The 13,765-nt window shown below is 72.2% G+C and carries 14 protein-coding genes and 1 pseudogene; 13 read left to right on the top strand and 2 right to left on the bottom strand.

Annotation, left to right across the window (positions count from 1 at the left end; genetic code table 11):
- Positions 1-132 precede the first annotated feature (132 nt).
- The 9 genes from atpB (at position 133) to POD19_RS11370 (ending at position 7,669) form a co-directional block, all read left to right on the top strand.
- Positions 133-933: a F0F1 ATP synthase subunit A gene (atpB, locus tag POD19_RS11410; RefSeq protein WP_002857266.1), complete on the top strand. Its 801-nt coding sequence runs from the start codon at positions 133-135 to the stop codon at positions 931-933.
- 150 nt (positions 934-1,083) lie between these two features.
- On the top strand, positions 1,084-1,299 hold the full coding sequence (locus POD19_RS11405; protein WP_002857264.1) for an ATP synthase subunit C: 216 nt from the start codon (positions 1,084-1,086) through the stop codon (positions 1,297-1,299).
- A gap of 84 nt (positions 1,300-1,383) precedes the next feature.
- Entirely contained in the window at positions 1,384-1,938 is a 555-nt protein-coding gene (locus POD19_RS11400) for a F0F1 ATP synthase subunit B (RefSeq protein WP_036313055.1), read from the top strand.
- Positions 1,935-2,750, top strand: a complete 816-nt coding sequence (locus POD19_RS11395; protein ID WP_078026026.1) for a F0F1 ATP synthase subunit delta — start codon at positions 1,935-1,937, stop codon at positions 2,748-2,750. The genes POD19_RS11400 and POD19_RS11395 overlap by 4 nt, the downstream gene beginning before the upstream one ends.
- A 90-nt stretch (positions 2,751-2,840) precedes the next feature.
- Positions 2,841-4,475, top strand: coding sequence for a F0F1 ATP synthase subunit alpha (atpA, locus tag POD19_RS11390; RefSeq protein ID WP_036341407.1), 1,635 nt, complete (start codon positions 2,841-2,843; stop codon positions 4,473-4,475).
- Between the two features lie 83 nt (positions 4,476-4,558).
- The gene (locus POD19_RS11385) at positions 4,559-5,452 is read left to right on the top strand and encodes a F0F1 ATP synthase subunit gamma (RefSeq protein WP_036313050.1); all 894 of its coding nucleotides are present in this window, start codon (positions 4,559-4,561) and stop codon (positions 5,450-5,452) included.
- A gap of 53 nt (positions 5,453-5,505) precedes the next feature.
- A complete protein-coding gene (gene atpD, locus POD19_RS11380; protein ID WP_102708346.1) occupies positions 5,506-6,963 on the top strand; it encodes a F0F1 ATP synthase subunit beta in 1,458 nt (485 codons plus the stop codon).
- Between the two features lie 6 nt (positions 6,964-6,969).
- Positions 6,970-7,245: a F0F1 ATP synthase subunit epsilon gene (locus tag POD19_RS11375; protein ID WP_036313044.1), complete on the top strand. Its 276-nt coding sequence runs from the start codon at positions 6,970-6,972 to the stop codon at positions 7,243-7,245.
- 34 nt (positions 7,246-7,279) lie between these two features.
- On the top strand, positions 7,280-7,669 hold the full coding sequence (locus POD19_RS11370) for a DUF2550 family protein (protein WP_230259842.1): 390 nt from the start codon (positions 7,280-7,282) through the stop codon (positions 7,667-7,669).
- Positions 7,670-7,683: 14 nt separating this feature from the next.
- On the opposite strand, the pseudogene nucS reads toward POD19_RS11370, so the two are convergent.
- A pseudogene (nucS, locus tag POD19_RS11365) lies at positions 7,684-8,378 on the bottom strand (endonuclease NucS).
- A 52-nt stretch (positions 8,379-8,430) separates the two neighbouring features.
- Here nucS and POD19_RS11360 point away from each other — a divergent pair.
- Positions 8,431-8,790: a hypothetical protein gene (locus POD19_RS11360; RefSeq protein WP_144818310.1), complete on the top strand. Its 360-nt coding sequence runs from the start codon at positions 8,431-8,433 to the stop codon at positions 8,788-8,790.
- 34 nt (positions 8,791-8,824) lie between these two features.
- On the opposite strand, the gene POD19_RS11355 is transcribed toward POD19_RS11360, so the two are convergent.
- On the bottom strand, positions 8,825-10,147 hold the full coding sequence (locus tag POD19_RS11355) for an AI-2E family transporter (protein ID WP_144818312.1): 1,323 nt from the start codon (positions 10,145-10,147) through the stop codon (positions 8,825-8,827).
- A 126-nt stretch (positions 10,148-10,273) separates the two neighbouring features.
- Here POD19_RS11355 and POD19_RS11350 point away from each other — a divergent pair, with 126 nt between their 5' ends.
- The 3 genes from POD19_RS11350 to POD19_RS11340 all read left to right on the top strand — a co-directional run bounded on the left by POD19_RS11350 (position 10,274) and on the right by POD19_RS11340 (position 13,711).
- On the top strand, positions 10,274-11,230 hold the full coding sequence (locus tag POD19_RS11350) for a co-chaperone YbbN (RefSeq protein ID WP_260849629.1): 957 nt from the start codon (positions 10,274-10,276) through the stop codon (positions 11,228-11,230).
- A 64-nt stretch (positions 11,231-11,294) separates the two neighbouring features.
- Positions 11,295-12,119: an ABC transporter ATP-binding protein gene (locus POD19_RS11345; RefSeq protein WP_036313031.1), complete on the top strand. Its 825-nt coding sequence runs from the start codon at positions 11,295-11,297 to the stop codon at positions 12,117-12,119.
- Positions 12,110-13,711 carry a Tat (twin-arginine translocation) pathway signal sequence gene (locus POD19_RS11340; RefSeq protein WP_036313027.1) on the top strand — a complete coding sequence of 534 codons (1,602 nt, stop codon included), beginning with the start codon at positions 12,110-12,112 and terminating at the stop codon, positions 13,709-13,711. Before POD19_RS11345 ends, POD19_RS11340 begins: the two co-directional genes overlap by 10 nt.
- Positions 13,712-13,765: the final 54 nt, after the last annotated feature.

The raw sequence follows: 13,765 nt of genomic DNA, 5'->3' as shown, positions 1-13,765 counted from the left end.
CTTCGACGGCGTCCATCTGCCGCCATCCGTGTCTCGCATCGCACCGGTACCCCCGCAATGTCGCGGCGCCCGCCTGTGGTCCGGGGACGAGGCTGCGGTCCCGTCGACTGCATCACTTCGGAGAGGAACCGCGTGCTGACCCTCGTGCTGGCCAACGCATCATTCGTGCCCCCCACCATCTCTGATGGTCACCTCCCGGAGATCTTCCCCTGGGGTGCGGAGTACGGCACCGGCTTCGGCAAGCAGATGCTGCTCGTCCTGCTCTCCGTGGTGCTCATCACCGCCTTCTTCGCGTGGGCCATGCGCCGTCCCCGGCTCGTGCCCGGCAAGGCCCAGTGGCTCGCCGAGTCCGGCTACTCCTTCGTCCGGAACGACATCGCGAAGGACATCCTGGGCGAGAAGAACTTCAAGCAGTGGGTCCCGCTGCTCTTCGCCATCTTCTTCTTCGTGCTGCTGAACAACCTGTTCGGCGCCATCCCGGTGCTGCAGCTGCCGACCTTCTCCCACGCGGGCGCCGCCTACGGCCTGGCCCTCATCGTCTACGCGATCTGGATCGGCGTCGGCATCAAGCGCCACGGCGTGCGCTACCTGAAGCTGGCCGTCGTGCCCTCGGGTGTGCCCGGCTGGATCCTGCCGCTGCTCGTGCCGCTGGAGATCATCTCCAACTTCATCGTGCGCCCGCTGACCCACTCCCTGCGTCTGATGGCCACCATGCTCTCCGGCCACATGATCGTGATGCTCGCCGGCGCCGGCGCCGCCTACCTGATCACGCAGACCGGCAGCCTGGCCCTGCAGGGCACCGGCATCCTGGTCATCCTCGGCTCGGTGGCCCTGTACTTCCTCGAGCTGCTGATCATGTACCTGCAGGCCTTCGTCTTCACGCTGCTGACCGCGATCTACATCCAGGGCGCGATCGACGCGAACGACCACTGATCTTCCGGGGCCGCCTCGGGCACGACCCAGGCGGCTGCGGTACGGCGGGAGAGCCCGCCACCAGTCTTCCCGGCCCTCCGCAGGAGGACCACCCGGGAGGCCGACCCTCCACAACCCGGCCGGACACCTCGGCCTCGTGAAAGGAACACCATGGAACTGCACGGTTCGCTCAACATGATCGGCTACGGCCTCGCCGCCATCGGCTCCGCCATCGGCGTGGGCCTGATCTTCGCCGCCTACATCAACGGCGTCGCCCGTCAGCCGGAGGCCCAGCGCATCCTGCAGCCGATCGCCCTCCTGGGCTTCGCGCTCGCCGAGGCCCTCGCCATCCTGGGCCTCGTCTTCGCCTTCGTCATCGGCGCCTGACGCGCCGCGTCCACGGAGCGCCCGCACGGTGAGACCGTCGGTGCTCCATCTCCACAGGACTCTTGACCGAAGGATGGTTGAAACATGATCAGCAACGGACTGATCCTCGCGGCGGCTGAGGGGGCCAACCCCCTGATCCCCAACCCGTGGGAGATCCTCGTCGTCGTGGTGGGCTTCGCCCTGCTCATGTTCATCGTCATCAAGTTCATCGTCCCGACCCTCGAGAAGTCCTACCAGGACCGTGTCGAGGCGATCGAGGGCGGTCTGGCCAAGGCTGAGAAGGCCCAGGCCGAGGCGAACGCGATGATGGCGGACTACGAGTCGCAGCTGGCGGACGCCCGCACCGAGGCGAACCGCATCCGCGAGGATGCCCGCACCGAGGCCGCCGAGATCGTGGCCGAGGCGCGCGAGCGCGCGACCGCCGAGGCGAGGCGCATCTCCGAGCAGGCGCAGGCGCAGATCGCCGCCGAGCGTCAGCAGGCCGCCGCGCAGCTCAAGGGCGAGGTCGGCTCGCTGGCCACGACCCTGGCCGGCAAGATCGTGGGCGAGTCCCTCGAGGACGACGCCCGCTCGCAGCGCGTGGTCGACCGCTTCCTGGCTGACCTGGACCGTCACCAGAGCGCAGGTGTCGCCGAATGATGACGGGCGCATCGAGGGACTCCCTGGCCGCCTCCCTGGAGGCCGTCGGTCCGGTGCTGGACGAGGGCGGCGTGGCCCTGGCACGCGAGCTGTTCGGCGCGCTGGACGTGGTGGACGAGCACGGCGCCCTGCGCCGCGCCCTGACCGACCCCGCCTGGACCACCGAGCGCCGTCACGGCCTCGTCGACTCGCTGTTCGGCGCCCGGGTGACCCCCGGTGCACTGCAGGTCCTCAAGGACCTGGCCGGCCGCCGCTGGTCCGCGGAGCGCGATCTCGGGGACGCCCTCGAGACGGTGGCCGTGCACGCGGCCGCCGCGGAGGCCGCACGCGGCGGACACGCGGGCCTGGCCGCCCTCTTGGGCGAGCTGCTGGCCTTCAACCGCACGGTGGAGGACTCGCACGAGCTGCAGCGGGCGCTCACCGATCAGCACGCACCCCTCGAGGCGCGGGCCGCTCTGGCCGGTCGTCTCCTGGGCGAGTCGGCCAGCCCGGCCGGCCGACTGCTGGTCGAGCGCGCCGTCTCGGCCCCGCGCGGCCTGAAGCCGTCCGCCGCTATCCGCAAGGCCGCGGACGCCGTCGCCGAGCGGCAGCGCCAGTGGATCGCCGAGGTGACCGTGGCCCGGCCGCTCGAGGCCGAGCAGCAGGAGCGGCTGGCCCTGGGCCTGCGCCGCGCCTTCGGCCGCGATCTCGTCATGGACGTGACGGTGGACCCCCACGTGGTGGGCGGCGTCCGCGTCCAGGTCGGCGACGACGTCGTCGACGGGTCCATGGCCTCGCGCCTCCACGACCTCCAGCGGCGGATGGCCGGCTGACGCCGGCCCCCGCCCGCATCCGGAACACCCACGAACGTAAGCATCATCGTCACGTCGATGATCACCAAGCACAGAGAGCAGGGACTGCAGATGGCCGAATTGACCATCAACGCTGACGATGTCCGCAATGCCTTGAACGAATTCGCGGCATCGTACGAACCGTCGGGCACCGATCGCACCGAGGTCGGCCGTGTCATCTCCGCGGCGGACGGCATCGCTCGTGTGGAGGGTCTGCCCTCCGTCATGGCGAACGAGCTGCTGCGCTTCGAGAACGGCATCCAGGGCCTTGCCCAGAACCTCGACACCCGCGAGATCGGTGTCGTCGTCCTCGGCGAGTTCCAGGAGATCCGCGAGGGCATGGAGGTGCAGCGCACCGGCGAGATCCTCTCCGTCCCGGTGGGCGATGCCTTCCTGGGCCGCGTGGTGGACCCGCTGGGCCAGCCCATCGACGACCTGGGCCCGATCGAGGCCGAGGGCCGCCGCGCCCTCGAGCTGCAGGCGCCGACCGTGACCGAGCGCAAGTCGGTCCACGAGCCGCTGCAGACCGGCATGAAGGCCATCGACGCCATGATCCCGATCGGCCGTGGCCAGCGTCAGCTGATCATCGGTGACCGCCAGACCGGCAAGACCGCCATCGCCGTGGACACGATCCTCAACCAGAAGGCCAACTGGGAGTCGGGCGACGTCGAGAAGCAGGTCCGCTGCGTCTACGTGGCCGTGGGCCAGAAGGCCTCCACCATCGCCGGCGTCCGCGCCACGCTGGAGGAGCACGGCGCCCTGGAGTACACCACGATCGTGGCCTCCCCGGCGTCCGACCCGGCCGGCTTCAAGTACCTCGCCCCCTACGCCGGCTCGGCCATCGGCCAGCACTGGATGTACGGCGGCAAGCACGTGCTGATCATCTTCGACGACCTGTCGAAGCAGGCCGAGGCCTACCGCGCCGTCTCCCTGCTGCTGCGCCGCCCGCCGGGCCGCGAGGCCTACCCGGGCGACGTCTTCTACCTGCACTCCCGGCTCCTCGAGCGCTGCGCCAAGCTCTCGGACGAGATGGGCGCGGGCTCGATGACCGGCCTGCCGATCATCGAGACCAAGGCGAACGACGTCTCGGCCTACATCCCGACCAACGTCATCTCCATCACCGACGGCCAGATCTTCCTGCAGTCGGACCTGTTCAACGCCAACCAGCGTCCCGCCGTGGACGTGGGCATCTCGGTGTCCCGCGTGGGCGGCGCCGCCCAGGTCAAGGCCATGAAGAAGGTCTCCGGCACGCTGAAGCTGGACCTGGCGCAGTACCGCGACCAGCAGGCGTTCTCCATGTTCGCCTCGGACCTGGACCCGGCCACCCGCCGCCAGCTCGCCCGCGGTGAGCGCCTCATGGAGCTGCTCAAGCAGCCCCAGTACTCGCCCTACCCGGTCGAGGAGCAGGTCGTGTCCATCTGGGCCGGCTCCAAGGGCCACCTCGACGAGGTGCCGGTGCAGGACGTGCTGCGCTTCGAGCGCGAGTTCATCGACCACCTGCGTCGCCACACCTCCGTCCTGACCGACATCGCCTCCACCGGCAAGCTCGAGGACGGCACCGTGTCCGCGCTCGAGTCGGCCGTCGCCGAGTTCTCGAAGGGCTTCCAGTCCTCCGAGGAGGGCGGCGTGCGGGCCGGCCACGAGGAGCATCGCGCGATCGAGCAGGACCAGGTCGCGCAGGAGCAGATCACCAAGCAGAAGCGCTGACCGCCGGTCGGTGAGGGAGCGGTCCGGCGTCGGGCCCCACGGGGACGACGCCGGGCTGCCCTCCCGCCAGGGAAAGGACCACCATGGGAGCCCAGATCCGGGTCTACCGTCAGAAGATCGCGTCGACGTCGTCGATGAAGAAGATCTTCAAGGCGATGGAGCTGATCGCCACGTCTCGCATCACCAAGGCACGTGAGCGCGTCAGCGCGTCGCTGCCGTATGCGAACGCGATCACCCGCGCCGTCTCGGCCGTGTCGAGCCAGCACGACATCGATCATGTCCTCACCACGGAGCCCGAGAATCCGACCCGGGCGGCCGTGCTCATCATGTCCTCGGACCGCGGCCTCGCCGGCGCGTACTCCGCGAACGTGCTGCGCAAGGCCGAGCAGCTCCTCACCCGCCTCGGTGAGGAGGGCAAGGACGTGGACGTGTACGTCGTCGGCCGCAAGGCGCAGACGTACTTCGACTTCCGTGGCCGCGGCTACAAGCAGCTGTGGACCGGTCAGACGGACGCCCCCGTCGCCGAGCGCGCCGCCGAGATCGGCGAGGTGCTCGTGGACGCGTTCCTCACGGACACGGCCGACGGCGGCGTGGACGAGATCCACGTCGTGTTCACCGAGTTCGTCTCGCTCGTGAAGCAGAACCCCCACGTGGTGCGCCTGCTGCCCCTCGAGGTCGTCGAGGAGGAGGCCGCCACCGCCGAGGACGTGCTGCCGCTCTACGAGTACGAGCCGGACGCGGAGGAGGTCCTCGACGCGCTGCTGCCCAAGTACATCGAGTCGCGCATCTTCAACGCGATGCTGCAGTCGGCGGCCTCGGAGCTCGCCAACCGTCAGCGCGCCATGAAGTCGGCGGGCGACAACGCCACGAGCCTCATCAAGGACTACACCCTCCTGATGAACAACGCCCGTCAGGCCGAGATCACCCAGGAGCTCACCGAGCTCATCGCGGGCGCGGACGCGCTCAACAACTCCTGAGCCCGTTCGGGACTCACCAGACTCGCCATCCACACACGATAGAAGTGAGAGAGATGACTGCCACCATCACTGACCAGGGCACCGGGACCCCCACCGGCGGTGCCACCGGACGCGTGTCCCGCGTCATCGGCCCCGTGATCGACGCCGAGTTCCCGGCCAACGCGATGCCGGAGATCTACAACGCGCTGACCACCGAGATCGACCTCAACGGCCAGCGCCGCACGGTCACCTTCGAGGTCGCCCAGCACCTCGGCGACAACATGGTCCGCGCCATCTCCCTGCAGTCCACCGACGGCCTGGTGCGCGGCACCGACGTCGTGGACACCGGCGCCCCCATCTCGGTGCCGGTCGGCGACGCCGTGAAGGGCCACATCTTCAACGTGCTCGGCGAGACCCTGGACATGCCGACCTCGCAGCTGCAGGCCGAGGACCGCTGGCCGATCCACCGCCCGGCGCCGAACTTCGCCTCCCTCGAGGGCTCCACCGAGATGCTGGAGACCGGCATCAAGGTCATCGACCTGCTGACCCCCTACATCAAGGGCGGCAAGATCGGCCTGTTCGGCGGCGCCGGCGTGGGCAAGACCGTGCTCATCCAGGAGATGATCACCCGTGTGGCCCGCAACTTCGGCGGCACCTCCGTGTTCGCCGGCGTCGGCGAGCGCACCCGTGAGGGCAACGACCTCTGGGTCGAGATGGACGAGGCGGACGTCCTGAAGGACACCGCCCTCGTGTTCGGCCAGATGGACGAGCCGCCGGGCACGCGTCTGCGCGTGGCCCTGTCCGCGCTGACCATGGCGGAGTACTTCCGCGATGTGCAGAACCAGGACGTGCTGCTGTTCATCGACAACATCTTCCGCTTCTCGCAGGCCGGTTCCGAGGTCTCCACGCTGCTGGGCCGCATGCCCTCCGCCGTGGGCTACCAGCCGAACCTGGCGGACGAGATGGGTGTGCTCCAGGAGCGCATCACCTCGACCCGCGGCCACTCCATCACCTCGATGCAGGCCGTGTACGTCCCCGCGGACGACTACACCGACCCGGCCCCGGCCAACGTGTTCGCGCACCTGGACGCGACCACCAACCTGACCCGTGACCTCGCGTCCCGTGGCCTGTACCCGGCCGTGGACCCGCTGGCCTCGACCTCGCGCATCCTCGACCCGCAGTACGTGGGCCAGGACCACTACGACGTGGCCATCCGCGTGAAGCAGATCCTGCAGAAGAACAAGGAGCTGCAGGACATCATCGCGATCCTCGGTGTGGACGAGCTCTCCGAGGAGGACAAGATCACCGTGGGCCGCGCCCGCAAGATCGAGCAGTTCCTCTCGCAGAACACCTACACCGCCAAGCAGTTCACCGGCGTCGAGGGCTCCACCGTGCCGGTCAAGGACACCGTCGAGGGCTTCAAGGCCATCGCCGACGGCGACCTGGACCACGTCGCGGAGCAGGCCTTCTACAACGTGGGCGGCCTGGACGACGTCGAGCGCGAGTGGGCCAAGATCCAGGCCGAGGGCTGATCGATCATGGCTGAGCTCAACGTCGAGATCGTCTCCGAGGAGCGGTCCATCTGGTCGGGCGCCGCGTCGGCCGTGTCGGCGCGCACCGTCAACGGTGAGATCGGCATCCTCCCGGGCCACACCCCGATGCTCGCCGTCCTCGGCGACGGCGAGGTCGTGGTGCGGACCACGGACGGCGGCACCGTCACCGCGCAGGCCCGCGGCGGCTTCTTCTCCGTGGACCACGACCGTGTCGTGATCGCCGCGACGTCCGCCCGGCTGGGCGACGCCGCGGCGGCCTGACGCGGCGCGGCAGGACCTGACGGTGGAGGGCCCGGTGCTCATCGCCTCGGCGACCGTGGTGGCAGTCATCGTGCTGTCGGCACTCGCCCTGGTGATGCGGCGCCGGGCCCTCGCCCGTGTCACGGCCGCCTTCCCTGCGGTCCTGGAGCGGGAGGGCCCGGGGCGTGAGCGTGTGATCGGCGTGTACGACGAGTCCCGCCTGCGCCTCACCGGGGGCTGGCGCCTCTCGCGAGAGCGCTGGAGCGCGGACCGGAGCCGCCTGCAGATCGACCGCCTCCCGGCGGACGAGGCCGGCCGGGCCGTCCTGGAGCTGAGCGCCGGCACACGTCCGGTGCGCGTCGTCGTCGACCCCGACGACGCCGGCGCCCTGCGCGCCTGGAGCGAGGCGGGGCCGTCCGCGGCGTCGTCCTTCTGGCGCCGCTGAGCCCGCCCGGCGCCTCAGAACAGGCGGGACTCGGCGTCGTCCACGCCGCGCATCGCGTCGTAGTCGAGGGTGACGCAGCGGATGCCGCGGTCCTCGGCGAGGGTGCGGGCCTGGGGCTTGATCTGCTGGGCCGCGAACACGCCGCGCACGGGCGCCAGGAGCGGGTCCCGGTTCATCAGCTCGAGGTAGCGGGTGAGCTGCTCGACCCCGTCGATGTCCCCACGGCGCTTGAGCTCGACCGCCACGGTGCCGCCGTCGGCGTCGCGGGCCAGGATGTCCACGGGGCCGATCGCCGTCATGTACTCGCGGCGCACGAGGGTGTGGCCGTCGCCGAGCAGGCTGATCTGCTCGGCCAGCAGACGCTGCAGATCCGCCTCCACGCCGTCCTTGACGAGGCCGGGGTCCACGCCGAGCTCGTGGGAGTCGTCCGCCAGGACCTCCTCGATGAGCACGATGAGTCGGTCGTCGGACTTCTTGGCCTGCACGCGCCAGACCTGCGTCACCCCCTGGTCGGCCTGATCGGGGAGGGCTCCTCCACGTGCAGGGTCGCGGGCGGCGACATCCAGTTGAGGGGCTTGTAGGAGCCGCCGTCGGAGTGCACCAGCACCGAGCCGTCCGCCTTCACCATGAGCAGGCGGGTGGCGGTGGGCAGGTGGGCGTTCAGGCGGCCCTCATAGGTCACGGAGCAGCGGGCAATGACGAGTCGCACCGGTCCATCCTAGGCGGACCGCGCCCACCCGCTCGTGTGCCAGCATGGGGGCATGCCCCGTTCGAACCGCCCCCGCCGCTCGTCCGCGCCTCGGCGGAGTGAGCGCGGGGCCTCCGGCGCCTCCCGGCGGTCCCGGCCGTCGCCGGGGCGCGCCGACCCGCTCGAGGAGCTCCTCGGCCTGGACGCGCGCTACTCGCGCCAGTCCGGGTCCGACGGCGGCTGGCACGTCCGGCAGATCCCCGCGTGGCGCGCGGTGAAGGACTACACGTGCCCTGGCTGCGGTCGGGTGATCCGGCAGGGCCAGGCGCACCTCGTGGCCTGGCGCGCGGACTGGATCATGGGGGACGAGGACGCGGGGGCGGACCGGCGGCACTGGCACCCGGTGTGCTGGCGCACCCGACCGGGCCGCTGACCGCGACGGTCCGGGCCGCGCCGCCGTCGTGGGCCTACCGGGCGTCCTGGCGGGGGATGAAGACCTCGCGGACCAGCAGCAGCAGCGCGGCGGCGAGCGGGATCGCCATGAGGGCGCCGAGGACGCCGAGCAGCGCGCCTCCGGCGATCACCGCGATCACGGCCACGGCCGCCGGCACGGACACCGCGCGTGCCATGACGCGCGGCGAGATGACGTAGGCCTCGATCTGCAGGTAGACGAAGTAGATGGCCGCGAACACGGCGGCGGTCTGCCACGAGGTCAGCAGGCTCACGAGTGTCAGCAGCGTGCCGCCGATCGCGGCGCCCACCAGCGGGATGAACGCCATGAAGGCGGCGATCGCGGCGAGCAGGACGGCGAAGGGGGCGCCGGCGATGGCCAGCGCCGTGAACGCCACCGCGCCGTTGAGGGCGGCCACGAAGGACTGGCCCATCACGTAGTGGCCGACCGAGGAGGTGATCTGCTCGGACAGCGCCTCGATCCGGGGCCGGCGCGAGCACGGTGCGAGCCGGTAGGCCCAGTACTTCATGTGCGGCAGGGAGGAGAGGAAGTACAGCGTCAGCACGACCACCACGAGCACCGAGAAGACGGCGTTCAGCACGGTCTGGCCGAAGCCGAGGAGCCCGCCGAACAGGTCGGTGACGGCGACGCCGTCGGCGGCGAGGCGCTCGGTCTGGGCGCGGACGGCCTCCTGGAGGTGGAACTCCTCGTCGAGCTGCACGAACCATTCGGCCCGCATCACCCCGTCGATGATGGCCGGCAGGTCCTGGACCAGCTGCGTGGACTGCTCGATCACCGTGGGGACCAGGAGGGCGACGAACGCCCCGGCCACGGCGGCCAGGCCGAGGGCGGCCGTGAGCACGCCGACCCAGCGGGGCGCGCCCCAGGACTCGACCCGGCGCACCAGCGGGTCCAGGCCCAGGGCGATGAACAGGGCCGCGGCGATCCACACGATCAGCTGCCCGTTCGTGCGCAGCACCGAGACGATCCCGATGGCCAGGGTCACGCCCACCGCGAGCAGGAAGCCGGTCAGAACGGGGGACTCGAGGGCCACGGCCGCGACCGCAGGATCCTCGGCGCCGTCGGCGGGGACCGACTCGGGGTCCACCCGGTCCTCCTCGAGGAAGGGTCGGCGCCGCCGCAGGACGGAGCCCAGGCGGAGCCGTCGACGGCGCCCGGCGGGCGTCGGCCCGTGCGGCGGCGGCGCGGCGGCCGCCCCGACCGGTTCCACGGGGATGCCGCCCACGGGCTGCTGCTCGGCGCCCTCGGGCTCGGCCGGGGCACGGACGTCGGCGACGCTGGGGGCGTCCGGACCGGACGCGGGTTCCTTCTCCTCCACGCGCTCAGCGTACGACAGCGCCCCGGTCCTGACCGCGCCGCGCCCGGGAGGCTACCGTGGTGCCCAGCGACAACGCCCCTCGCCCCGACGACGGGGCGGACCCGGACCGGAAGGATCGTGACCGACGTGACCGCCCAGCCCCCCTCCGACGCCCCGTCCCACCTGCGCGGCGCCGTCGACCTGTCCTCGCTCGGCACCCCGGCCTCGGCCGGGCGCACTGCGCCGGGGGCCGACGCCGGCGCCGGCGGTGGCTCGTGGGTCATCGCGGACGCCGACCAGGGTCTGCTGCAGCAGCTGGTCCAGCTCTCCGCCCAGGTGCCGGTGCTGCTGCACCTGCACGTGCCCGGGGACGCGGCGAGCGAGGCGCTGTACCGGCAGTTCGCGGACGCGGTCGACGCGCAGGCGGGACGGCTCGTACTCGCGCGTCTGGACGTGGCGAAGGAGCCCGCCGTGCTGCAGGCGCTGGGCCTGGGGGCCGGCCCCGCGGTCATGGCCGTGGTGGCGGGGCAGCCGGTGCCGCTGGTCAATCAGGAGGTCCCGGAGGAGACGCTGCGCCAGCTCATGGGGGAGATCCTCGAGGTGGCCCGTCAGAACGGCGTCGCCGGCACCGTGCCCGCGGTCGCCCCGGCGCGCCAGGACGCCGGCGCCGCGGCCGCGGAGGCTCCGCCCGTGCCGCCGCTGCACCGGGCGGCCCACGAGGCCCTCGCCGCCGACGACCTGCCCGGGGCTGTCTCGGCGTGGGAGGCGGCGCTGGCCGACAGCCCCGCGGACGCCGTGGCCCAGCAGGGCCTGTCGGCGGCCCGCCTCATGCTGCGCACCCGTGACGCCGACGCTGCGGCGGTGCGCGCGGCCGCCGCGGACGGCCCGGACGACGTCGCCGCCCAGCTCGCCGTCGCCGACCTGGACGTGCTCGGTGGCCACGTGGAGGACGCCTTCGCCCGGCTCGTGCGGTTCATCGCCCTCCACCCCGGCGACGACCGGGAGACGGCGCGCGCCCACCTCGTGGACCTCTACACCGTGGTGGGCACGGACGACCCCCGTGTGCAGGCCTCGCGGCGTCGGCTGGCCGCAGCGCTGTTCTGAGGGACCCACAGTTCATCCCTGAGGAGGACGCCGTGTCCGCCTGACGGTGGGTAACGTCCCAGGCATGACTCCGCATGCGCCCGAGCCTGCCCCCGCCCACCTGGCGGCCGCCGCCCGTCGGCGTGCGGCCGACGCCCCCGATCCGGACCTCGCCCTCGTCACGCGCGGGCTGACCCAGCGGTTCGGGGACAAGCTGGCGCTGGACGCGCTGGACCTGGACGTCCCGGCCGGATCGTTCTTCGGGGTGGTCGGGCCCAACGGGGCGGGCAAGACCACGGCCCTGTCGATGGCCACCGGGCTGCTGCGCCCGGACCACGGCCGCGCCTGGATCCACGGCGTCGACGTGTGGGAGCAGCCCCTCGAGGCCAAGCGACGGGTCGGCGTGCTCGCCGACGGCGTGCGCACCTTCGACCGCCTCACGGGCACGCAGCTCGTGACCTACGCCGGGCTGCTGCATGGCCTCGACGCGGACACCGTGGCCGAGCGGACCGCGGACCTGCTGCGGGTGATGGACCTGGAGGACGCCGGCCGCAAGCTCGTGGCCGACTACTCCGCCGGCATGACCAAGAAGGTGTCCCTGGCGGCCGCCATGGTCCACGCCCCGGACCTGCTCGTCCTGGACGAGCCGTTCGAGGCCGTGGACCCGGTCTCCGCCGCGAACATCCGGGACATCCTGCACTCGTACGTGGAGCGGGGCGGCACCGTGATCGTCTCGAGCCACGTGATGGACCTCGTCCAGCGCATGTGCACCCACGTCGCCGTGATCGCGGCCGGGACGCTGCGGGCCGCCGGCACGCTCGAGGAGGTCCGGGACGGGCGCGACCTCGAGGACCGCTTCGTGGACCTCGTCGGCGGCCGCCACGGCTCGGAGGGGCTGGCATGGCTCTGACGCTCGTCCGACTGCGCTGGACGCTGACCCTGAACCAGTGGCGGCGGTCCCCGTTCACCCTGGTGATGAGCGTGCTCGGCGCGCTGTACGTGCTCGGCATGGCCGCCGTGGCGGTGACGCTGCTCGTCACGGGCCTGCCCGCCCTGCCGGACGAGGCCCGCGGCGCCACGACCGTGCTGGCCGCCGCCGTCGTGGTGCTCGCCTGGCTCGTCATCCCGCCGTTCGTCACGGGCGTGGACGCCACCCTCGACCCGCACAGCTTCGTGCTCTTCCCCGTCCCGGCCCGCACCCTCATCGCCGGTCTGGTCCTGAGCGCCTTCACGACGCCGGTCGGGCTCGCCACGCTGGCCGTGCTGGTGGGCCTGGGGGCCAGCTGGTGGGACCGGCCGGCCGCGCTGGCGGCGGGCCTGGCCGGGGGCGCGCTGACCGCGGTGACCGCCGTGGCGATCGGCTCCGGCCTCGCCGGCCTCCTGGCCGCCTACGCGAGCCGGCGTCGGGTGCGGGACGTCGTCTCCGTCCTGCTGTTCATCCCGCTCATGCTCGGCGGCGTCGCCCTCTCGCAGGCCATCGCGTCGTTCGAGGACTTCCTGGCGATCGCGCCCCAGGTCGCCCGCGGCGCGGCGTGGACCCCGTTCGGGGCGGGCCCCGCCGCGGCGTGGGCGGCCGCCGAGGGCCGCGGCGCCGCCGTCGCGCTCCACCTCGCGGTGGCGGCGGCCTGGTGCCTGGCCGCCCTGGCCCTGTGGCACCTGGCCGTGCGCCGCACCGTGGAGCCGGTGGCCGTGGGCGGCGGTCGGTCCCGCCGCGTCGCCGCGGGAGCGGACCCGATGCCGCTGCGCTGGCTGGGCCGACGGGCCACGGGCCCGCGCACCGCGATCGCGGCCCGCGCCCAGCGCTACTGGCTGGCCGATCCGCGGTACGCGGCCGGGCTCATCATCATCCCGCTCATGGCCGTCCTGCTGTGGTTCACCGGGGGCATGGCCGCGGAGGGGGGTCCCGGACTGGGCCTGCTGCTGATCCTCGGGCCGATCACCGCCTGGTCCCTGGCCTACTCGATCTCCGCGGACATCGCCTACGACCACACGGCGTTCCACCTGCAGGTCGTCTCGGGCGTGCGGGGCGTGGACGACCGCTGGGGCCGGGTCCTGGGCCTGGCGGGCTGGGGCGTGCCGATGATCCTGCTCGTGACGACGGCGACGGTGGCGGCGGCGGGGGACTGGTCCCTGCTGGCGCCGATGCTGGGCCTGGCCCTCGGCCTGTTCGGGACGACCGCCGGGCTGTCCGCGTTCGTCTCCGCCCGCTTCGTCTACCCGGTTCCGAAGCCGGGGGACAGCCCGTTCGCGACGCCGCAGGGCGCGGCCATGCGCACGATGCTCGTCCAGGGCGCCGCGATGCTGGTCAGCCTGGCGCTCGCGGTGCCGTTCCTGGTGCCCTTCGTCGTCCGGCTCGTCACCGGGGCCGCCGTGTGGGGGTGGGTGACGGTGGCGCTCGGGCTCGCGTGGGGCGCCGTCGCGCTGTGGCTGGGTGTGCGCCTGGGGGCGCGCTGGTACGACCGCGCGCAGGCCGAGACCTACCAGGCCGTGGCCGCCTTCTGAGGGGCGCGGCTAGATGTTGTGGGTCATGAGGTTCTTGACACGAGGCACGGGCTG

The organism is Micrococcus sp. GPGPB33 (assembly GCF_037853785.1).
Taxonomy (GTDB): Bacteria; Actinomycetota; Actinomycetes; order Actinomycetales; family Micrococcaceae; genus Micrococcus; species Micrococcus luteus.
The sequence above is the reverse complement of the archived record's forward strand: the minus strand, read 5'-3'. Positions and strand labels throughout refer to the sequence as shown.

Coding starts and splice junctions, on each gene's coding strand:
- POD19_RS11395 (WP_078026026.1), top strand. CDS start 1,935: ATGATGACGGGCGCATCGAGGGACTCCCTGGCCGCCTCCCTGGAGGCC.
- atpD (WP_102708346.1), top strand. CDS start 5,506: ATGACTGCCACCATCACTGACCAGGGCACCGGGACCCCCACCGGCGGT.
- POD19_RS11385 (WP_036313050.1), top strand. CDS start 4,559: ATGGGAGCCCAGATCCGGGTCTACCGTCAGAAGATCGCGTCGACGTCG.
- POD19_RS11400 (WP_036313055.1), top strand. CDS start 1,384: ATGATCAGCAACGGACTGATCCTCGCGGCGGCTGAGGGGGCCAACCCC.
- atpA (WP_036341407.1), top strand. CDS start 2,841: ATGGCCGAATTGACCATCAACGCTGACGATGTCCGCAATGCCTTGAAC.
- POD19_RS11375 (WP_036313044.1), top strand. CDS start 6,970: ATGGCTGAGCTCAACGTCGAGATCGTCTCCGAGGAGCGGTCCATCTGG.
- POD19_RS11340 (WP_036313027.1), top strand. CDS start 12,110: ATGGCTCTGACGCTCGTCCGACTGCGCTGGACGCTGACCCTGAACCAG.
- POD19_RS11345 (WP_036313031.1), top strand. CDS start 11,295: ATGACTCCGCATGCGCCCGAGCCTGCCCCCGCCCACCTGGCGGCCGCC.
- POD19_RS11405 (WP_002857264.1), top strand. CDS start 1,084: ATGGAACTGCACGGTTCGCTCAACATGATCGGCTACGGCCTCGCCGCC.
- POD19_RS11360 (WP_144818310.1), top strand. CDS start 8,431: ATGCCCCGTTCGAACCGCCCCCGCCGCTCGTCCGCGCCTCGGCGGAGT.